General features: G+C 64.5%; 19 protein-coding genes and 1 pseudogene. 6 read left to right on the top strand and 14 right to left on the bottom strand.

Annotation, left to right across the window (positions count from 1 at the left end):
* Nucleotides 1-1,224 carry an MFS transporter gene (locus FAZ95_RS10405; protein WP_175425561.1) on the top strand — a complete coding sequence of 408 codons (1,224 nt, stop codon included), beginning with the start codon at nt 1-3 and terminating at the stop codon, nt 1,222-1,224.
* 42 nt (nt 1,225-1,266) lie between these two features.
* Here FAZ95_RS10405 and FAZ95_RS10400 read toward each other — a convergent pair.
* Nucleotides 1,267-1,508: pseudogene (locus FAZ95_RS10400) on the bottom strand (transposase domain-containing protein); the annotation flags it as partial.
* A 284-nt stretch (nt 1,509-1,792) separates the two neighbouring features.
* Nucleotides 1,793-2,254 carry a DUF2846 domain-containing protein gene (locus tag FAZ95_RS10395; RefSeq protein WP_254699868.1) on the bottom strand — a complete coding sequence of 154 codons (462 nt, stop codon included), beginning with the start codon at nt 2,252-2,254 and terminating at the stop codon, nt 1,793-1,795.
* A gap of 171 nt (nt 2,255-2,425) precedes the next feature.
* Here FAZ95_RS10395 and cydX point away from each other — a divergent pair, with 171 nt between their 5' ends.
* On the top strand, nt 2,426-2,578 hold the full coding sequence (gene cydX / locus FAZ95_RS10390) for a cytochrome bd-I oxidase subunit CydX (RefSeq protein ID WP_137334502.1): 153 nt from the start codon (nt 2,426-2,428) through the stop codon (nt 2,576-2,578).
* Nucleotides 2,575-3,195 carry a P-loop nucleotide/nucleoside kinase family protein gene (locus FAZ95_RS10385; RefSeq protein WP_137332370.1) on the top strand — a complete coding sequence of 207 codons (621 nt, stop codon included), beginning with the start codon at nt 2,575-2,577 and terminating at the stop codon, nt 3,193-3,195. The genes cydX and FAZ95_RS10385 overlap by 4 nt, the downstream gene beginning before the upstream one ends.
* 209 nt (nt 3,196-3,404) lie before the next feature.
* Here FAZ95_RS10385 and FAZ95_RS10380 read toward each other — a convergent pair whose 3' ends face one another.
* The 3 genes from FAZ95_RS10380 to panE form a co-directional block, all read right to left on the bottom strand.
* A complete protein-coding gene (locus tag FAZ95_RS10380; RefSeq protein WP_137332369.1) occupies nt 3,405-4,526 on the bottom strand; it encodes a saccharopine dehydrogenase family protein in 1,122 nt (373 codons plus the stop codon).
* A gap of 240 nt (nt 4,527-4,766) precedes the next feature.
* A complete protein-coding gene (locus FAZ95_RS10375) occupies nt 4,767-5,231 on the bottom strand; it encodes an Lrp/AsnC family transcriptional regulator (protein WP_137332368.1) in 465 nt (154 codons plus the stop codon).
* Nucleotides 5,232-5,282: 51 nt separating this feature from the next.
* On the bottom strand, nt 5,283-6,242 hold the full coding sequence (panE, locus tag FAZ95_RS10370) for a 2-dehydropantoate 2-reductase (RefSeq protein WP_137332367.1): 960 nt from the start codon (nt 6,240-6,242) through the stop codon (nt 5,283-5,285).
* Between the two features lie 403 nt (nt 6,243-6,645).
* Here panE and FAZ95_RS10365 point away from each other — a divergent pair, with 403 nt between their 5' ends.
* Complete coding sequence (locus FAZ95_RS10365) at nt 6,646-7,131, top strand: Spy/CpxP family protein refolding chaperone (RefSeq protein WP_137332366.1); 486 nt, start codon at nt 6,646-6,648, stop codon at nt 7,129-7,131.
* 143 nt (nt 7,132-7,274) lie between these two features.
* On the opposite strand, the gene FAZ95_RS10360 is transcribed toward FAZ95_RS10365, so the two are convergent.
* Nucleotides 7,275-8,069 (bottom strand): sulfite exporter TauE/SafE family protein, encoded by a 795-nt coding sequence (locus FAZ95_RS10360; protein ID WP_137332365.1) that lies wholly within the window; start codon nt 8,067-8,069, stop codon nt 7,275-7,277.
* Nucleotides 8,070-8,284: 215 nt separating this feature from the next.
* Here FAZ95_RS10360 and FAZ95_RS10355 point away from each other — a divergent pair, with 215 nt between their 5' ends.
* Nucleotides 8,285-8,719: a PGDYG domain-containing protein gene (locus FAZ95_RS10355; RefSeq protein WP_137332364.1), complete on the top strand. Its 435-nt coding sequence runs from the start codon at nt 8,285-8,287 to the stop codon at nt 8,717-8,719.
* 94 nt (nt 8,720-8,813) lie between these two features.
* Here FAZ95_RS10355 and FAZ95_RS10350 read toward each other — a convergent pair whose 3' ends face one another.
* From FAZ95_RS10350 to FAZ95_RS10315, 8 genes are all read right to left on the bottom strand, one after another.
* A complete protein-coding gene (locus FAZ95_RS10350) occupies nt 8,814-9,179 on the bottom strand; it encodes a DUF3022 domain-containing protein (RefSeq protein WP_137332363.1) in 366 nt (121 codons plus the stop codon).
* An 89-nt stretch (nt 9,180-9,268) separates the two neighbouring features.
* Complete coding sequence (locus tag FAZ95_RS10345; protein ID WP_137332362.1) at nt 9,269-10,084, bottom strand: YhfC family intramembrane metalloprotease; 816 nt, start codon at nt 10,082-10,084, stop codon at nt 9,269-9,271.
* Between the two features lie 93 nt (nt 10,085-10,177).
* The gene (locus FAZ95_RS10340; protein WP_137332361.1) at nt 10,178-11,275 is read right to left on the bottom strand and encodes a LacI family DNA-binding transcriptional regulator; all 1,098 of its coding nucleotides are present in this window, start codon (nt 11,273-11,275) and stop codon (nt 10,178-10,180) included.
* A 296-nt stretch (nt 11,276-11,571) separates the two neighbouring features.
* Nucleotides 11,572-12,552, bottom strand: coding sequence for a 2-hydroxyacid dehydrogenase (locus FAZ95_RS10335; RefSeq protein WP_137332360.1), 981 nt, complete (start codon nt 12,550-12,552; stop codon nt 11,572-11,574).
* A gap of 28 nt (nt 12,553-12,580) precedes the next feature.
* On the bottom strand, nt 12,581-13,873 hold the full coding sequence (locus FAZ95_RS10330) for an MFS transporter (RefSeq protein ID WP_137334501.1): 1,293 nt from the start codon (nt 13,871-13,873) through the stop codon (nt 12,581-12,583).
* A 129-nt stretch (nt 13,874-14,002) separates the two neighbouring features.
* Nucleotides 14,003-14,998, bottom strand: a complete 996-nt coding sequence (locus FAZ95_RS10325; RefSeq protein ID WP_137332359.1) for a sugar kinase — start codon at nt 14,996-14,998, stop codon at nt 14,003-14,005.
* A 53-nt stretch (nt 14,999-15,051) separates the two neighbouring features.
* Complete coding sequence (locus tag FAZ95_RS10320) at nt 15,052-15,867, bottom strand: TIM barrel protein (protein ID WP_137332358.1); 816 nt, start codon at nt 15,865-15,867, stop codon at nt 15,052-15,054.
* A 92-nt stretch (nt 15,868-15,959) separates the two neighbouring features.
* Nucleotides 15,960-16,883, bottom strand: coding sequence for a LysR family transcriptional regulator (locus FAZ95_RS10315; RefSeq protein WP_137332357.1), 924 nt, complete (start codon nt 16,881-16,883; stop codon nt 15,960-15,962).
* 107 nt (nt 16,884-16,990) lie between these two features.
* Between FAZ95_RS10315 and FAZ95_RS10310 the strand changes: the two genes are divergently transcribed.
* Nucleotides 16,991-18,073 (top strand): YeiH family protein, encoded by a 1,083-nt coding sequence (locus tag FAZ95_RS10310; RefSeq protein ID WP_137332356.1) that lies wholly within the window; start codon nt 16,991-16,993, stop codon nt 18,071-18,073.
* The last annotated feature ends 13 nt before the right edge of the window (nt 18,074-18,086 follow it).

The raw sequence follows: 18,086 nt of genomic DNA, 5'->3' as shown, positions 1-18,086 counted from the left end.
ATGAGAACAATGCGATCGCTTTTTAGTGTTCAAGGCTACCTCTCATTCTTTGCCTCTCGTCTTTTCAACTCCATCGCGATTTGGATCGACTTCACGCTGATCTTTTCAGTGCTTTCTTTTAACTATAATGCCGCGCCTCGTACCCTTGGAATCGCAGCTGCACTTTATGGCTTACCAGGCCTCCTGCTTGGCCCGTTCATCGGTGTTTTGGCCGATCGAAATTCCCCAGCACTCGTCATGCTTGCGAGTTCGACCGGAAGGCTTATTACCTCACTTCTGCTTGCCATTGCACCCAACGAGAGCTTCTTTATTACTATGGTACTTCTAAAGGGCGTCAGCAATCTGGGTGGTGTGCCTGCCGAGCAAATTCTCGTCCGGCGGTTGCTAACTGACGAACAGATTGTATCGACGACGACATTAACCTCATTAGTTGATCAATGTACCAAAATTGCGTCGCCGTTGCTCGGTGCAGCCTTGGCGGTTGTCTCTCATTCTAGAGGGGGATTTTTATTCACAGCCGTGCTGGCTTGTGCGTCGGTGGGTTGTACTGTACGAATTGGCTCGACTATTGGATGGAAGTCTGCAGATCATGAGGCCAGAAATCGTCTGCCAAATTTTCCAGTGCTTTGGGAAACCATCCTAGGAAAACCGCGCTTCACTGTCACCCTGACTCTCATGCTTGCTCTTTCACTTACGCTTGGATTGTATGATTCAATACTGGTCCTCTTGCTTCGAGAGCATGGTCTTCCGGCCAGTGCTTTTGGAACAATTGTCAGTTGCACCGCCGCTGGCGCAATTGCATGTGCACTTGTCCTGAAGCGGATGCTGGTTCGTACGAACGAATTTCGCGTTATGCTGGTGTTTCTGTGCGGATTCAGCATGACTGTCATCGCAGCAGGAATTCTAGGGATTTCCTATGAGCGGCTCAGTTTGCCTGTTCTTTGTGTGTTATGGCTATTAAATGGATTCTGTTATGCCGGTGGCGTGATGGCCTATTCAATCTCGCTGCAAACGGAATCGCCGCGAGAAATGCTTGGCGTCCTTTCATCGACGGTACGTAGCCTACAACTTTGTGCATTGGTCGGCGGCCCGATAGTTGGGTCGTGGATTGCCCAACACTTCGGTACTCCTTGGGCATTTATCGGTGCGGGTGCGGTGGGACTATGCATCGCCTGCGTGGGTGCCAGTGTATTTCCCTTAAGGATTCTGCAACCGGAGGGGTAACAACAGGTTCGTAGTCGGTAATTTACCGACGTACTTTCGATCTCAAGCGATCTGATGCAGGGGCGAGCGCAGCGGGTTGTCGGCGAAGAGCGATTTCCACATCCGCGGCGTGAGTTCATGCACGCGTGAAGCCGGATGCTGACCCACGCGCTGCAGCACGTCGACCAGATATTCGTAGGGATCGATGTCGTGCACAGCTTGCACGTCACCAACAAACTTTGCGCGATGCCGATCTGCCGGGCGCCCAGTTCGGTCCAGCAGAACATCCAGTTCTTCTTGCCCATTGAGCGGAAACAACACGAAGACTGGTCAGCGAGATCAGAAAGCGCCCACCGGACGAACTGGGAATCGAACTAAAGCTGGGTGAGCGCGCTTATGTGCAGTTTCCGTTCCGTTGATCCCCAAAGGCCGGGCTGAGTTCATCGGATGCCCCTCCTCGAAGATAGGTGTTCGCACGGCAAGCGGCCGCATGTTAACGCAAAGGCGCCGGGAATCGCGTGCAAACGCACGCCGACTCGCCAAAATGCCTGATCACGCCCGCGCCGAAATTCGCCGCGGAGGCGGCTCGCTAATGCGGCACGCGCCGCAAGCCGATGCGATGGTCCTTGTCGAACGCCACGCTCGCGACATTCGTATAGCGGGCATCGACGGTAAAGCGAATCTCGATCACCGGATCGAACTGGGTCGACACCGCGAGCCGGTGCACGCCCGGGCTCAGATAAAACACGACATGCTCGCCGTTCTGCAGATCGGTGACCTGCACGCCGTCGACATAAACGAGCGCGTCGCGAAACCGCACGATCACGTTGTCGGTGCGCTCGCGGCGCACGTCGACGGCGACTTTGTCGGCGGCCGGCTGAGTGAGAACCGGCGTGAGGATGCGGTCGGCCGGCACTAGCCTGAATGCGACGGGCGCCGCCGGCGTCGCCTCGCAGCCGGCCAAGAGCGTCGCGGTGGTGAGCGAAGCGGCGATGATTGCCGCCGCGATCGCCCCCGCCGTGCTCGGACGCCGCGCCGCCCTCGCCTTCATTGCCGTTTGCCTGCGCATGCCGCCCCCGTCGTTCTTGTCGAATGCGAGAGAGTGTAGCGGCTCGCCGTGCGCGCGTGCGTCCGTCCGCGCGCACAGGCCCTAAGCCTTTCCCTATTGCGCGGTCAGGCGACTTTGATCATGATCGAACGTGACCCCATCAAGGAGAACGCCATGTGGTACTTCGCCTGGATACTCGGCATCGGCGTCGCACTCGGCTTCGGCATCATCAACGTGATGTGGCTCGATGCGAACGATACCTTCGCACACGATGCCGCCGAAGGCGCCGACGCTCAGGCAAGCGACGCCAAGGACAAGCATTCGTGACCTATCTGGTTTTCCTTTGCGGCCACGCGGGCACGGGCAAGACGACGATCGCCAAGCGCCTGATCGGGCCGCTGATGCGCGCAACGGGCGGCGCGTTCTGCCTGCTCGATAAAGACACGCTCTACGGCCACTACAGCGCCGCCGCGATGCAGGCGCTGACGGGCGACGCGAACGACCGCGACAGCCCGCTCTTTCTCCAGCATCTGCGCGACCCCGAGTACCGGGGCCTCATCGACACCGCGCGCGAGAATCTCGAACTCGGCATCAGCGCGGTCGTGATCGGACCGCTTTCACGCGAGATTCGCGACCGCCGGCTCTTCGACCGTCAATGGCTCGGCGTCGCGGACGACGTCGTGATCCGCATCGTCTGGGTGCTCACGTCCGAAGAGACCGCGCATGCGCGCATCGTCGCGCGCGCCAATCCGAACGACGCGTACAAGCTCTCGCATTGGGACGAGTACCGGCAGCGCCGCTTCGTGCCGAGCGGCGTGGCGCGCGAGGGGCTCATCATGTTCGACAATACCGCGCCGAGCACGGCCGATTTCGATGCGCTGCTGCGTGAGATCGTGCAGACGCCGTCGCGGCCGGCGACGATGATGCCGCCTGGCCCCGCCTAAGGCCGCACTCAACCCCTGTCCATCACGGCAAGCGGCAAAAGCCTCGCCTGGAAAACGCAACGGCCACGTACTCAATAGCGAGTACGTGGCCGAATTCTTCTTTTCGCAGGGCGCGCGGTTCCGGCCCTTCAGCCGAACCCGACGCGCTCGCTTCTCTCAGATAACACCAGCACACAGCTTCTTAAGCTGCCCTTCCCAAGCGACCCTCCTCAAGCGGCTTCCACCGCCTTAAGCGTCGTCGCGCCCTCATAGAGCGTGCTCGCGCCGTCGTACAGCTTGCCGAAGCGATTGCCGAGGAAGTCGGCGAGCGACACTTGCTCCTGGCGCACGAACCCGCTTTGCGGCAGCTTCTTTTCGCGGAACAGGTCGAGCACCGCGCACATCGCGCCTGCCGTGGTGATCTGGATCGCACTCATCGGCACGCCGTACACCGTCTTCGCGAAGATCTTGCGCGTGAATACGTCCTGTACGAGCTGGCCGTCGCGCATGCCCGTCACGGTGACGAAGATCAGCACGACGTCCTGCGCGGTCGACGGCACCGAGCGGCGCATGATCGACTTGAGCGTGTCGCGGTCGCTCGCGAGGCGCAGCTCTTCGAGCAGGAACTGGATCAGCGCGCGGTGGCCCGGATAGCGGACCGACTTGTAGTCGAGCGATTCGACGCGTCCCGACAGCGTCTCGCACAGCGTGCCGAGACCGCCCGACGTATTGAACGCTTCGTACTCGATGCCGTCGAGCGAGAAGTGCTCGAGACCTTCGAGCGGCTGAACCCATTGCGTGCGGCCGTCGCGGATCGCCTCGCACGGCTGGCAGTATTCGTTGATGAGGCCGTCGACGCTCCACGTCAGGTTGTACTTGAGCGCGTTGGTCGGAAACTCGGGCAGCGCGCCGACACGCATCTTCACTTCGCGAATCTCCGAGAAGCGGTTCGCGAGCTCGTGCGCGGCGATGCCGATGAAGCCCGGTGCGAGGCCGCACTGCGGCATGAACGCGTGCGTCGCGCCGTCGGCGAGGCTGCGGATCGCGTTGGTCGCGCGCACGTCTTCGGTGAGGTCGAAATAGTGGACGCCCGCGGCCTTCGCGGCGGCCGCCACGTTGACGGCAAGGTAGTACGGCAACGCGTTGACGAGTGCGTCGAAGCCCTGAACCGCGTTCTGAAGCGCGTTGGCGTCGGCCGAGTCGATGCGTTCGGTGGGAATGCCCTGGGCGGACAGCTTGGCAAGCGCCTGCGGATCGCGATCGAATGCGACGACTTCGTAGTCGCCCGTCTCCCGAAGCATGTGGGCAATGGTGTGGCCGATCAAACCGGCACCGACGATGGCAACTTTCATGCGCTTCTCCTGATTGTTCTGTGTGTCGTGGATGGTTTCCGCCGCCTGCGGTAAAAGGCGGCGGGTGAAAACTCTGCACACAGTGTAGGGATGCGCAAAAACAGTTTATAGACGCAAAATGCTGCGCTCTGACTACGAAGTTCGTCGGAATGACGACGAACTTCGTCATTCCGACGAAGATGCGTAAAAATTGTGCAAACGCGGACGGTGGCGCGAGAGCGCCCGCGAGTTCGGAAACGCCTACCCGCCGATCATTCCACGGTCGATCTTGCGCGCAAGGATGATCGACGTCGTCGTGCGCTCGACCCCCTCGAGCCCGCCGATCTGATCGAGCAAGTCGTTGAGGCGGTCGGGCGAATCGGCGCGCAGCCAGGCGACGTAGTCGAACTCGCCGCTGACCGCGCACAGCAGTTGCACCTCCGGCATCTTCGAGAGGCGCTTCAACACATCGGGACCGAACTTCGGCGCGAGGATGATGCCGACGTACGCGTAGATGCTCGCGTCGAGCACGTCCTGGCCGAGCCGCACGCTGTAGCCCGCGATCACGTTCGTGCGCTCGAGCCGCTCGATGCGCGCGATCACGGTTGTCCGCGCGACGCCCAACTGGCGCGCGAGATTCGCGACGCTTTCGCGTGCGTTGGCCTGAAGCAAGGCAACCAGGTTGCGATCGAGTTCGTCGAGCTGGTCGAGGCGCGGAGGTCTCATCGATGGTTAAGCGGGGCTTTGTCGGTGGAAGAGCCGGATTATCGCCCGGCTTTACGACGCCGTGGACGCCGCGGCCGCCGTGCGTGCGCGCCGCGCTTCGTACGCCTTCACGTGGTTGTACGCGATGCGCAGAACCGACAGCCCGCCTTCCACTTGTGAAGCGCCATGCGCGCGGGCCAGCAAATCGCCGAGCACGTGATCGCCCTCGGTGCGCTGACCGTTCTCGATGTCGCGCATCATCGACGCCGACAGCGGCGAACCCGCCCCGAACAGCATCCCCTTCGTGCGCTCGGCAAACGGCGCGCGCATCGGATAGCCGTTGGCTTGCGCGATCGCGCTGCATTCGGCGAAGACGGCGGCGATCGCGGCATGGCCATCCGGTGCGTTCAGAATGTCGCCGATGGTCGCGCGGAACAGGCAGGTGGTCGCCGCGAGCGTCGCGAGGAAGACCCACTTCTCCCACATCTGCTGAACGATGGTTTCGCTCGCGTCGACATCGAAGCCGCCCGCGCCGAGCGCCTTCGCGATCGCTTCCACTCGCTCGGAGCGCCTGCCGTCGAGTTCGCCGAAACCGATCGCATGCATGTCGGTCATTTGCACGATCGCGCGGTTCGCATCGAGCGTCGCCGAGATCAGGCAGATGCCGCCCAAGACGCTCGACGCGCCAAAGCGTTCGCGCAGCACGTCCAGATGGCGCATGCCGTTGAGCAGCGGGAGGATGGCCGTCGACGGGCCGACGGCCGGCGCGAACGACTCGATCGCGTTGTCGAGATCGTAGGCTTTGCAGCTGAGCAGCACGAGATCGTAGGGCGCGTCGATGCGGTCGGCGAGCACGGTCTGCACCTTCGTGAGCGTGGCGTCGCCTTTGGGGCTCTTGATGACGAGCCCCGAGCGCTTCAGCGCTTCGGCGCGCTTCTCGCGCACGAGAAACGTCACATCCTGGCCAGCCAACGCCATCCGCCCGCCGAAATATCCGCCGGTCGCGCCGGCGCCCACTACGAGAATTCGCATCGTCGTTCCTCTCACTTGCTGGTTTGCGCGAACACCGTCGGTGAGACATGGCGGGCCCGCGCGCCGAAAGATGACCACTGTAATATAAAGTCAGGCGTCACGCCGGGAGGTGCCGGCACGGCCCGTCCGCTTTCAATTTCCTTCGCGAATGACGCTTCCGGCCGCACGACGGCGGCGACAGTGACGTCATTTTCATGGCGGCGAGCCGCTCAACCGTCTCAGTCCGACTTGTTTCCGTTGTAATTCGTTTCGGTTGTAAGCAGTTGTCGCATTCCGGCCGTATTGGGGAGATATCGTGATACAAAGAGCGCGATCGGCGAAGAACGCCGGTGCGAAAGGCCGTGCCTAACGGCAACGCACCGCTTCGCCGGGGTTCCATCCCACACGTCAAGTAGGAGTTTCAATGAAAAAAGCACTGGTTATCCTCGCCTCCACGTTCGCCATGAGCGGCGCTTTCGCGCAGGCTTCGGCACCCGCCGCAGCGCCGGTTGCCGCGTCGGCAACGGCGGGACATGAGGCTCGGACCGAACAACGCATTGCCACGCTGCACTCGGAATTGAAGATCACGCCGGCTCAGGAAACGCAGTGGCAGCAGTTTGCCGACGTGATGCGCCAGAACGGCGAGACGATGGGCAACCTGTACCGTCAGCGCACGGCTGACAAGAACCTGTCGGCGCTCGACGACATGAAGCAGTACACGCAAATCGCGCAGGCGCATGCCGACGGCATGACCAAGCTCGTCGCCGCGTTCGAGCCGCTCTACACCTCGTTCTCGCCGGATCAGAAGAAGCTGGCCGACGAGACGTTCCGTCAGCACGGCAAGGAGCATGGCGGCAAGAAGGGCCATGCTGCGAAGTCGTCGAAATCGGACGACGTTGCCGAGCAGTAATGCGTTGAAGACGCCGGTGCGCAGCCCCGCTAGGTGACGAGACGATCTTCGCGCCGGCGCCGCCAAACGCGCACCTTACGCACCTGGCGCTTCAATGCTTGCCGCAAACGCCCGCCCCTTTCGGCGGGCGTTTTCTTATCTCCTTACAGCACGCCCGACTTCCAGATCATCTGCACGGCGGCCGCGACGACAAACACGAGCACCACGCTTCGAAATGCGGTGGGCGGCAGCCGGTCGCGCAACGGCCGCGCGAGCACGATGCCGGCGATGACGGGCACGCTCGCAAGCGCCGAAATCGCGAGATCGACCCAGCTTGCATGCAGGCCGCCGCCGAACGCCACGACGAGCGTGACGATCGAGATGACGAGAATGATCGCGATCTGCTTCGTAAACGCCCTGCCGGTGGCGCCGGTTGCGATCAGGTACATCGCGAGCAGCGGGCCCGGCACGGACGCAATGCTTTCCATCACCGCCGCGCCGAAGCCGATGGCCAGCCCCGCGGGCTTGGCCCACCTGGGCGACAGCGTGAGCCGCGGCGACGCGAGCATGAGCAGTGCGGCAAGCATCAGCAGCACGCCTGCGATGGCCTGAGCGCGATGCGGCGCGAGCGAAATCAGCATCGTCACCCCGACGAGATTGCCGAGCACGGTGCCGACGAGCGGCGCGGCGATCTTGCGCACGGTCGGAAGCGTCTCGCCGCCTTCCAGCGCCTGCGGGATGTTGCCGAGAATGATCGGCATCGACAGCAGCAGCACCGCATCTTTGATCGGCAGGAATTGACTCAGGATCGGCATGGCGATGAGCGGCACGCCGATGCTGACGATGCCTTTGACCATGCCGCCGAGCACCAGCGCGGCAAGCACGCCTGCCAAGGCGGGAACGCCGAGCCCCTGCAGGCTCGGACTCAGAATGCCAGCGGACAAATTGAGGTGGACCATCGGTAGGTTCCGCAGCGACCGTTGCGGTTTCAGGGCTTCCATCGGGAGCGCGCATCATACCGCGAGTGCGCTCCCGCTACCGGCGGCAGGCTGCAAATCCGTTTGGCCGCTCGGATATCCTGTGGATTTTTGTCGTGGATGCTGCCGGAAGCGCGCACGCGGTAAGCTTTCGCGCTAATCTCTCGCCCCGTCACTCTCCCTTACTTCCATTTCCGATGATCGAACTGAAAGACGTCGACTTGCGCCACGATCCTGCGGCGCACCGCTATATCAAGGACGAAACCGTCGCCGTCGAATTCGCTTCCGGCGAGGGCGAACTGATGAGCCTCGAAGGGCCGAACCGCTACGTGCGCGGCGACGCGCTGATCACGGGCTCGACCGGCGACCGCTGGGTGGTCTCGCGCGAGCGCTTCGATGCGAAGTACCTGCCTGCCTCGCCGTCGCTCGCGCATGGCGAACCTGGCGCTTATCGCAATCGTCCCTCGGTGGTGCTCGCCAAGCGGATGGATGCGCCGTTCTCGATCGCCCGCTCTGCCGCGGGCGATGTGCTGCGCGGCACCGCGGGCGATTGGGTCATGCAGTACGCGCCCGGCGACTATGGCGTGGTGCAGGCGCAGCGCTTCGCGAAGGTTTATCGGCGCGCCGATTGAGGGTGGATTGCGCGCGTAATGGTGGATTGACTGCGGGTGGAATGACTGCGTCGTGCGGCAACGCACGCGCGTTGCCGCGAGCCGAAAGCAAACGTCAAGCGAACTCGTCCGCGAGTTCGATCGTCACTTCGCGCGGCACCGCCTTGCCTTCCGCATACTGCTCTTCGAGCGAGCCGAGCATCGCTTCCACGTACGCGCGCAGGATCGCGAAGCTGCGGCCACGCGCGCGCGGCGGCGTCGCGCGATAGCGCGCGAGCGCGGGCGGTGCGAAGCGCACTTCCATCTCGAAGCGCTTGGCCGTCGAGCCGAAGCGCATCGCGACCCATTGGATCGACAACGCCGGCGTGCCGTCGGCAGCGGGCCGCTCGACAAAACGCGTCTGCTCGGGAAACAAGTCGCTGACGACGCGCGCCAGTTCCTCGAAGTCCGCACTCGCGCATTCGTATTGATAGGCTTCCATCGTCGTCTTCGTAATCGCCTAAGTGTTCGGTTGATTGCGAGCCAGGGTATGCGTCAAAGCGCGCGTCAAATCGCGGGTCAAAGCGCGCATCAAATCGATCTCGCCGCCGCGCCCGCATCGCCCTGCGCCGGGCGCCGGTAAATCTTGATCAGCACGCCGGCCACCACGACCGCAGCCAGCGCGTAGGCGCCGTCCACCGCGACGAGCGGCAGCTTGCCCGCCTGAAACAGCGCGGCAGGCACGTCGATCAGCGCGTGCACGACGATCGCGAGCGGCAGGATGCCGCGCCAGCCGGCCCGCAGGCCACGCCACATCAGCACCGACAGGCCGATCTGAAACACGAGCGCCGCAGTGCGTTCCAGCGCGAAGATCAACGCCATCGGCACCGACAGCGTCGACAGCAGCAGATGAATCTGCATCACCGTTTCGTCGGGCAGGTTCGTCATGCCGGGATCGAGCTTGCCTTGGCTCGCGAGCACCGCGTACACGATCCATTGCACCTGCACCATGACGCCGACGAGCCAAGCCTCCGCCCCGCCGTGACCCAGGCCGTAGCTGAGCGCCGGGCTGTCCGAGCCGGGCACCGCGCCGCTCTTCTTGATGAGCCAGCGCATGCCGAGCCAGCGTCCCACCTCCTCGCAAACGCCCGCGATCAGCGCGCCATAGGCGACGAACACGACCGGGTTCATGAGCCACATCGCCGTCATCGGATTGCGGCTCAGCAGATAGGTGTTGAGCCCGCGCTCGATCACCATCGCGAACAGCGCGAACACCGCGATGCCGGTGATCGCGTAGCGCTTGTCGAACGCCAGCGGCCGCCGCAGCCGCCAGTAGAGCACGGCGGGCAATGCCGCGACGAAGAGCGTCGCGATCGTGAGGCAAATGAGCGTAAGCGGTGCAACCATGAACGTCCTTGTTGTTGATACAGGTGTCGATGCGGCGATCGGCGCATCGATCGATGGAACGACTATCGATGAGCAGCGCGCGTGGCGGAGCGCCTATCGCGCTGTGGAGCCCCGGACAATCAAATCGCCCGGCAGCATCGCTTCGCGGATGGGCGAAACCACGCCATCGATGCGCTCGTGCAGGAATTCGATCGCGCGGTAGCCGATCGCATAGGTCGGCTGACGGATCGTCGTGATGCCCGTCAGTTCGGCCCATTCAGGATCGTCGACCGACATCAGCGCGACGCGGTCCTGCCAGCGCGAGCCATAGTGCGAATTCAGATGCAGCGCGAGCGACAAGGCGACCGGCGCGTTCGCCGCGAACAGCGCGATGCGCTTGCCCGAACCGTCGATGGCGGCGTCGATGCGGAGATCGAGCGCGGCGTGCGTGCGGATCACGGCCTCGGGATCGGCGAGATCGAGCACGACCGTTTGGCCTTGCAGGCGCGGCGCCTGACCAGCACCACCACCACCCGCGCCATCCGCCACGGCCGCGCGTAGCGCATTGTCGATCGCCTCGCGAAACGCAGCTTCGCGCACACGCCGCGAACTGACCTGCTCGAACGGCTGCACCACGAAGTGGATCTCGGCAAAGCCCCGCTCGAGCAGATGCTGCGTGCCGGCCCGAACCGCTTCGGCATTGTCGAGCCCGACGATATCGGCATCGAGCCCCGCCACCTTGCGGTCGACGAGCACGGCCGGAATGCCGCCCTCGCCGAGCGGCTTGAGCATCTCGTCCTTCACGCCCAAGGCGTTGACGATCACGCCTTCGACGCGATACGTCGTCAGCAGCTGCAGGTAGCGCCGCTCCATTTCGACTTCGTTCGCCGCGTGGCAGATGAGCGGCATGTAGCCGAGCGCCTGGCACGCGGCCTCGACGCCTTGCAGCACTTCGACCGTATAGGGGTTCGTCAGGTCGGCGACGAGCATGCCGATCAGGCGGTTGCGCCCGCGCTTCAAGCCGCGCGCCATCTGGTTCGGCTGGTAGTCGAGCCGCTTGATCGCCGCTTCGATCCGCTCGCGCAGATCGAGCGACAGCACATTGGTCTCGCCGTTCAGATAGCGCGACACACTCGTCTTGCCCGTGCCCGCTTCGCGCGCGACATCGCTGATCGTCGCGCGGCGTGGCGCTCCCGTACGCACGTAGCTCATCGCGCGGCCTCATGAGCGGCGCGGCAGCCGGCGCACGGGCGGGCCGTGCGGCTGCAACTGGAGAGGTGCGGAAATACGTCAGCCAACCGAAAACTCCTCGTCGTCAGAAACGGAAGCGGCGCTGTGCCGCAGTTGCGCGAGGATCGCCCGCAACCTGCGGCAACTATGCGCCGAAATAGACAAAAGCGCGCTCGAGGCGCGCTTTCGAACTGCATCAGAGCGCGCATCATAGCCTACGCCGCTGCCCTACACCACTTAAGCACCCGCTTAGGGCCCGTTCACGCCAATGGCAAGCCCTAGCGCCGGTCGAGCACCTCGCGGTTGACGATATTGCGCGAGAGCGTACCCGCCAATGCGGCGACGAGGTTTTCGGCCGCGCAGCGCGCCATCGCGTGACGGGTCTCGCCGGTCGCCGAACCGATGTGCGGCAGTGCGACGACATTTTTCATGTGCAGCAACGGCGAATCGGCCGGCAGCGGTTCGCGCTCGAACACGTCGAGCCCCGCGCCGAGGATCGTGCCGTCGCGCAGCGCGTCGATCAGCGCGGCCTCGTCGACGGTCGGTCCGCGCGATGCGTTGATCAGAATCGCGCCCGGCTTCATCGTCTTCAATTCAGCAGCGCCGATCAGATGACGTGTCTCGGGCGTGAGCGGCACTTGCAGGCACACGAAATCGGACTCGCGGAGCAACGCCGCAAGCTCGACGCGCTTGGCGCCATACGCGCGCTCGGCCGCTTCGTTCGGACTGCGGTTCGTGTACAGCACGCGCATGTTGAAGCCGAGCGCCGCGCGTCGGGCGAGCGCCCCGCCAATGCGCCCCAGGCCGACGATGCCAAGCGTCTTGCCCTGCACTTCGACGCCGAACTGCGCCTCGCCCACGCTCTTCGTCCATTGCCCCGCCCTGACCCAGTCCGCCAGCTCGACCACGCGCCGCGCGCTCGCGAGGATCAGCGCGAATACGGTGTCGGCGGTCGATTCGGTCAGCACGTCCGGCGTGTGTGCGAGCAGGATGCCGCGCCGCGTGAGGTCGTCGACGTCGAACTGGTCGAAGCCGACGGAGATCGTCGACAGCGCCTTGAGCCGCGCCGCGCCTTCGAGCATCGCGGGCGTCACCTTCACGCTTGCGCCGATCGCGCCGTCGGCGTCCTTGAGCGCGGCGGCGAGCGTATCGGGCGACGCTGTCGCCGCGTCGTCGAGCGTGACCACGTCGGCGTGTTCGCGCAGGTAGGCGAGCACGTCGTCCGGCAGCGCCTTGTAGGCGATGATTTTCGGTTTCATCGGTGTCCTTTTCGTGTTTTTCCCGTGTTCACTTCCTGGGCAGATGAGCAGGCAGATGAACGGCCAGCACCGGCGACGGCGCAGCCTGCGCCTTCACGGCGAGCGTCAGGATCACGGCGGCCACGAGCGCGACGCTCATGAACGCATACGAGGCCGCGGGCGACCCCGTCGCGCCATTCAGATAGCCGACGACGTACGAGCCGACGAACGAGCCGAGCGCGCCCATGCTGTTGATGAGCGCCATCGCGCCGCCCGCGACGTTCCTCGGCAGCAGCTCCGGCACGATCGCGAAGAACGGGCCGTACGGCGCGTACATCGCGGCGCCCGCGATCACGAGCAGCGCGTACGAGGTCCAGAAGTGCGTCGAGCCGAGTGCGTACGACGCGGCGAACGCGACCGCGCCGACGAGCAGGAACGGCCAGACGAACGCCTTGCGGGCATCGAGCTTGTCGGAGGCCCACGACGCGGCGATCATCGCGATCGTCGCCGCGAGATACGGCAGCGCGGAAAGCCAGCCCGTTTCGACCATGCTGAGCGTCGAGCTGTTCTTCAGGATCGACGGCAGCCACAGCACGAAGCCGTACACGCCGATGCTCCAGCAGAAATACTGCGCGCACAGCTTGATGACGGCGGGCGACTTGAACGCCTCGCGGTAATTGCGCACCGGCTTGATCGCGGCTTGTTCGGCGGCGAGGACGGCATCGAGCGTGCGCTTCTCGGACTCGGACAGCCACGACACCTGGGCCGGCTTGTCCTTGACGATGAACCACCAGCACACCGCCCAGACGACGGCCGGCAGCCCTTCGGCGATGAACATGTTGCGCCAGCCGAACGCGTGCACGAGATAGCCGGACACGATCGACATCCACAACACCGTCACCGGATTGCCGAGGATCAGGAACGTGTTCGCGCGCGAACGTTCGCTCTTCGTGAACCAGTTGGAAAGAAAAATCAGCATCGCGGGCAGCACGGCCGCCTCGACGACGCCGAGCACGAAGCGCAGCGCCATCAGCGACGGAATGTTGCTGACGACGCCCGTCAGCGCCGCGCACGCGCCCCACAAGATCAGGCTTACGAAGACGAGCTTCTTCACGCTGCGCCGCTCGGCGTAGATCGCACCGGGAATCTGGAAGAAGAAATAGCCGAGGAAGAACAGCGCGCCGATCAGCGACGCGAGCCCTTTGCTGATGCCGAGATCCTGATTGATGCCGGCGGCCGATGCGAAGCCGAAGTTCGCGCGGTCGAGATAAGCGAGGCTGTAGGTGATGAAAACGATCGGCATGATCGCCCACCAGCGGCGGGGGGCTAGCGTTTCGGGCATCGTTGCGGGCATTTCTGTCTCCTTTGACTGCTGAGAACGTGCCGTGTCGTCAAGCGTAGGCGAACCGGTGCGGTTGCGCCGACGCCGCCGGCATCTTGTTGGGGTTATCGGTCGGTGTTGCGGCTGTCTTCAAACCAAGGCATCGGTCGCGGCATGTTCGCTGCTGTCGCCGAGCCGTTCCAGGCGCTCGAGCCTCGCCAATTCCGTGCGTATCGGCAAGCCTTCGGAATCGCCGCTCACCTGGATCGCGAGCGCGCCGATCCGGTTGCCGCGCGCCACCGCTGCCGGCAGCGTGAGACCCTCGAGCAGCGCACTGATGACGCCGACCGCAAATCCGTCGCCGGCGCCCACCGTGTCGACGACGTTCGCCACCGGTTGTGCGGGAATCACGCCATCGTGGTCGCCGGTGCGGAAATACGCGCCCTGCGCGCCGAGCTTGACGATCACACCGCGCGCGCCGGCATCGAGGTAGAAGCGCGCGATGTCCTCGGGCTGGTCGAAGCCGGTCAGCGTGCGGCCTTCGCCGATGCCGGGCAGCACCCAGTCGGCGAGCGCCGCGAGCGCATTGAGCGATGCCACCATCGCTTCGCGCGACGGCCACAAAGTCGGCCGCAGATTCGGGTCGAACGAAATCGTCTTGCCTGCCGCGCGCATCTCTCGCGCCAGATGGAACGCCAGTTCGCACGAAGACGCCGAGATCGCGGGCGCGACGCCCGTCAAATGCAGGTGGCGCGCGCCGAGCGCGTAGTCGGCGGCGTAGTCGTCGAGCGACAGATGGCTCGCGGCCGAGCCCTTGCGGAAGTACTCGACAGCCGGATCGCTGCCGTCATCGTGCTTCGATTTCAGTTGAAAGCCGGTCGGATAGCGCGCATCGACCGTGACGTGACTCGCATCGATCCCCTCCTTGGCGAGCGTGTCGAGCACGTACTGGCCGAACGAATCCCGCCCCACGCGGCTCATCCAGCCGACCTTGAAGCCGAGGCGCGACAAGCCGATCGCGACGTTCAGATCGGCGCCGGCGATGCGCTTCGTGAACTCGCCGACGCTCGCGAGCGGCCCGGTTTCGTTCGCGACGAACATCGCCATCGCTTCGCCGTAGGTCAAGACATCGAGCTGGGTGGACATACCATTTCCCTCTGAATACGGGTTTGACTGCATCGTGCGTCCCAAGGCGGTTTTCATGCGGCGGCGAGCCACGCGACACGCCGCTTGGCGTCGCTGGCGACGCGATCTCGATCGAACGGAAACTCGATGCCGCGCGGCACGTGACGCGGCAACACCGAAAAAATCCGGGCGCACGAAGCGTCGTCGGCGGCGGGCGCGGCGGCGAAGCGGCGCGCGCCCTCGCCCACGACGGCCTTGCAATGGATGTACTCGACGTGCGGCGCCAATGCCTTCGCGGCGTGCAGCGGGTCCTCGCCGGGCCACTGCCAATTACCGATGTCGAACGCCATTCCGAGCACGCCGCCGGTGCTTTCGCGTTCGAGGGCCGCGAATAATTCGACGAACTGGCTCAGCAATCCGCCTTCGCGCAACTGGCCGTTTTCGACGACAAGGCGCGCCCGGCCCTCGGCGACGGCGTCGCGAAGGCCATCGCCATCGGCACGTCCGTCAAACGCCCCCAGCTGCAGCTTGACGAAGCGTGCGCCGAGCGCGCCGGCCTCGGCCATCGCGGCGCTCAACGCGACGCGGTCGAGCGAGCCGTCGTCGCGATACAGCGAGTCCGGCGTCGAGTAGACCGGCCACATGCCGAACCGCTCGATCGCATGGCCGAGCAACGCGAGCGCATCGAGCGACGTGTCGGCATCGGAGCGGAACAATTCACGACGCACTTCGAAACCGGCCGCCCCGGCCTCTGCGGCCGCGGCCAGCCACGCGACATGGCCGTCGCGCCGGATGACGTCCGCACCGAACGCGCTCGCGACGATGACGACTTCCGCTGTGTCGAATTGGCCCTGAATTTGCGCTGAATCGCTGACTGGAACCGGTTCCATAAGTAAGCTTAAAAAAAGCGCCGATGCGCTTGATGAACAGATATTGCGCCGCCCGCGCTTCGCCGCGCCATAGTGGAAATCCCTAGCCCAGTTCAAGCGATACCCTCGAGGCACAGCGCCAGAAACCGCTCGGCCACCCGCGACGGCGCATTCTCATGCGGCATCAGGATCGAAAAGCGCCGCGTCAGCGGCGCCGGGCCGAGCGAGACGCGGCTCAGCGCGTTGTCCTCGTGCCGCATCGACATCGCCGACACGAAGCCGATGCCCATCCCCGCCCGCACCGCCTCTTTCACACCTTCGACGCCCGCGACTTCGAGCGCCACGCGCATCGGCAGACCATGCCGCGAGAACGCGCGCTCGACGAGCTGGCGCACGCCCGATCCCTCTTCGCGCAGCACGAGCGGATAGGCCGCAAGCTCATCGAAAGTCGCCGATAGCGCCGACGCACCCGCCTCGGCCGCTTCCGAGCGGGCCGACTCCCGCTGCGCCAAGGGATGCTCGCGCGGCACGATCGCGACGATCTCGTCCTCGCGCCACGGATGCACCCCGGTGCCGGGCGGCAGATCGGCGCCGACCGGCCCTTCGATCATCGCGATATCGAGCGAACCGAGCGAGTGGACGATATCGGCCGTATTGCCGCCGGCCGTCTGGATCGCGATCTCGGGAAAGCGCCGCTGAAACTCCGCGATCAGGTACGGCAGCAGATAGCTCGCGAGCGTGGTGCTCGCGCCGACGCGCAGCGTGCCGCGTTCGAGGCCGCGCAAGGCGTCGCGGTACGCATGAGCCTGGCGGTACGTATCGCGCAGCCGCTGAGCGTATTCGGCGAGCTGCGCGCCGCTTGGCGTGAGGCGAATCCCCCGGCCGTCGCGCTGGTAAAGCGGCTCGCCGAATTCCTCCTGCAACTGGCGTAACTGCCCGGACACCGCCGGTTGCGACAGATGCAGCGCCACGGCCGCGCGGCTGATGTTCAGATGCTCGGCGACGGCGGCGAACGTTATAAGCTGGTCAGGGGTCATTTCGATTAACTATCGGCTATACCGATATTTTACGTCACAAATGACGATTTTTCATATCGATATAACCAATCTAGGATTAGCCCATCGAAATCGACCGGACCCACTTCATGTCCACCCCACACCTCGCCGTCCCGCACGCCGCGCACGAATCGTCGATGCGCGGCCAGCTCAACGGCATCTTGTTCGTGGCGCTGTTCGCGGCGGCCGTGACGAGCGTCGCCTCGCTCCCCGCCATCGCCGGACTCGGCATGAGCCCGCTGATCGTCGGCATCGTCGCCGGCGCGATCTACGGCAACGCGTTGCGCGACGGCATGCCCGCCAGCTGGGCCGCCGGCGTCAACTTCTCGGCGCGCAAGCTGCTGCGCATCGCGGTCGCATTCTTCGGGCTGCGTGTCAGCCTGCAGGAAATCGCACAAGTCGGCCTCTCCGGCTTCGTCGAGTCCGTGGTGATCGTCGTCAGCACGCTCGCGCTCGGCACCTGGGCCGGCATGAAGCTCATGAAGCTCGACCGCGACACCGCCATCCTCACCGCCGCCGGCAGCGCGATCTGCGGCGCCGCCGCCGTGCTCGCGTTCGAATCGACGCTGCAATCGAAGCCGCACAAGAGCGCCATGGCCGTGGGCAGCGTCGTGCTGTTCGGCACGCTGTCGATGTTCCTCTACCCGGTTCTGAATCGCGCGGGCTGGCTGCATCTCGACACGCTCGGCGTCGGCCTCTTTTTCGGCGGCACGATCCACGAGGTCGGACAGGTGGTCGGAGCGGCCAGCAACGTGAGCGGCGAAGCCACCCACATCGCGACGATCGTCAAGATGACCCGCGTCATGCTGCTCGTGCCGGTGCTGCTCGCGCTCGGCATGTGGATCAATCGGGCGAAGAAGCCGGCCGCGCATGAAGCCGCGCACCACGCCGCCAAGCCGCGCAAGCTCGCCGTACCCTGGTTCGCGATCGGGTTTCTGGCCTGTGTCGTCGTGAACTCGCTGCATGTGCTGCCGGAGACCGCCACGCACACGGTCAACCTGATCGACACCTTCGCACTCACGATGGCGATGACGGCGCTCGGCATCGAAACGCGCGTGTCGCAGATTCGCGAAGCGGGCCCGCGCGCCCTGCTGACCGGCTTCATCCTGTATGTGTGGCTGGTCGTCGGCGGATTGGGCATCACCTGGGCGGTGGAACGCTTGTTCGCCTAAGCGATCGACGATG

This window comes from Trinickia violacea (assembly GCF_005280735.1).
In the GTDB taxonomy this organism is placed as follows: domain Bacteria; phylum Pseudomonadota; class Gammaproteobacteria; order Burkholderiales; family Burkholderiaceae; genus Trinickia_A; species Trinickia_A violacea.
This window is presented reverse-complemented; position numbering and strand designations above follow the sequence as displayed.

Bases quoted from the DNA above. Each gene is read 5' to 3' on its own strand.
- FAZ95_RS10375 (WP_137332368.1), bottom strand. From the start codon at position 5,231: ATGAGACCTCCGCGCCTCGACCAGCTCGACGAACTCGATCGCAACCTG.
- FAZ95_RS10350 (WP_137332363.1), bottom strand. From the start codon at position 9,179: ATGGAAGCCTATCAATACGAATGCGCGAGTGCGGACTTCGAGGAACTG.
- FAZ95_RS10405 (WP_175425561.1), top strand. From the start codon at position 1: ATGAGAACAATGCGATCGCTTTTTAGTGTTCAAGGCTACCTCTCATTC.
- cydX (WP_137334502.1), top strand. From the start codon at position 2,426: ATGTGGTACTTCGCCTGGATACTCGGCATCGGCGTCGCACTCGGCTTC.
- FAZ95_RS10335 (WP_137332360.1), bottom strand. From the start codon at position 12,552: ATGAAACCGAAAATCATCGCCTACAAGGCGCTGCCGGACGACGTGCTC.
- FAZ95_RS10365 (WP_137332366.1), top strand. From the start codon at position 6,646: ATGAAAAAAGCACTGGTTATCCTCGCCTCCACGTTCGCCATGAGCGGC.
- FAZ95_RS10325 (WP_137332359.1), bottom strand. From the start codon at position 14,998: ATGTCCACCCAGCTCGATGTCTTGACCTACGGCGAAGCGATGGCGATG.
- FAZ95_RS10345 (WP_137332362.1), bottom strand. From the start codon at position 10,084: ATGGTTGCACCGCTTACGCTCATTTGCCTCACGATCGCGACGCTCTTC.
- FAZ95_RS10315 (WP_137332357.1), bottom strand. From the start codon at position 16,883: ATGACCCCTGACCAGCTTATAACGTTCGCCGCCGTCGCCGAGCATCTG.
- FAZ95_RS10355 (WP_137332364.1), top strand. From the start codon at position 8,285: ATGATCGAACTGAAAGACGTCGACTTGCGCCACGATCCTGCGGCGCAC.
- FAZ95_RS10310 (WP_137332356.1), top strand. From the start codon at position 16,991: ATGTCCACCCCACACCTCGCCGTCCCGCACGCCGCGCACGAATCGTCG.
- FAZ95_RS10330 (WP_137334501.1), bottom strand. From the start codon at position 13,873: ATGCCCGAAACGCTAGCCCCCCGCCGCTGGTGGGCGATCATGCCGATC.
- FAZ95_RS10380 (WP_137332369.1), bottom strand. From the start codon at position 4,526: ATGAAAGTTGCCATCGTCGGTGCCGGTTTGATCGGCCACACCATTGCC.
- FAZ95_RS10395 (WP_254699868.1), bottom strand. From the start codon at position 2,254: ATGAAGGCGAGGGCGGCGCGGCGTCCGAGCACGGCGGGGGCGATCGCG.
- FAZ95_RS10340 (WP_137332361.1), bottom strand. From the start codon at position 11,275: ATGAGCTACGTGCGTACGGGAGCGCCACGCCGCGCGACGATCAGCGAT.
- FAZ95_RS10320 (WP_137332358.1), bottom strand. From the start codon at position 15,867: ATGGAACCGGTTCCAGTCAGCGATTCAGCGCAAATTCAGGGCCAATTC.
- FAZ95_RS10360 (WP_137332365.1), bottom strand. From the start codon at position 8,069: ATGGTCCACCTCAATTTGTCCGCTGGCATTCTGAGTCCGAGCCTGCAG.
- panE (WP_137332367.1), bottom strand. From the start codon at position 6,242: ATGCGAATTCTCGTAGTGGGCGCCGGCGCGACCGGCGGATATTTCGGC.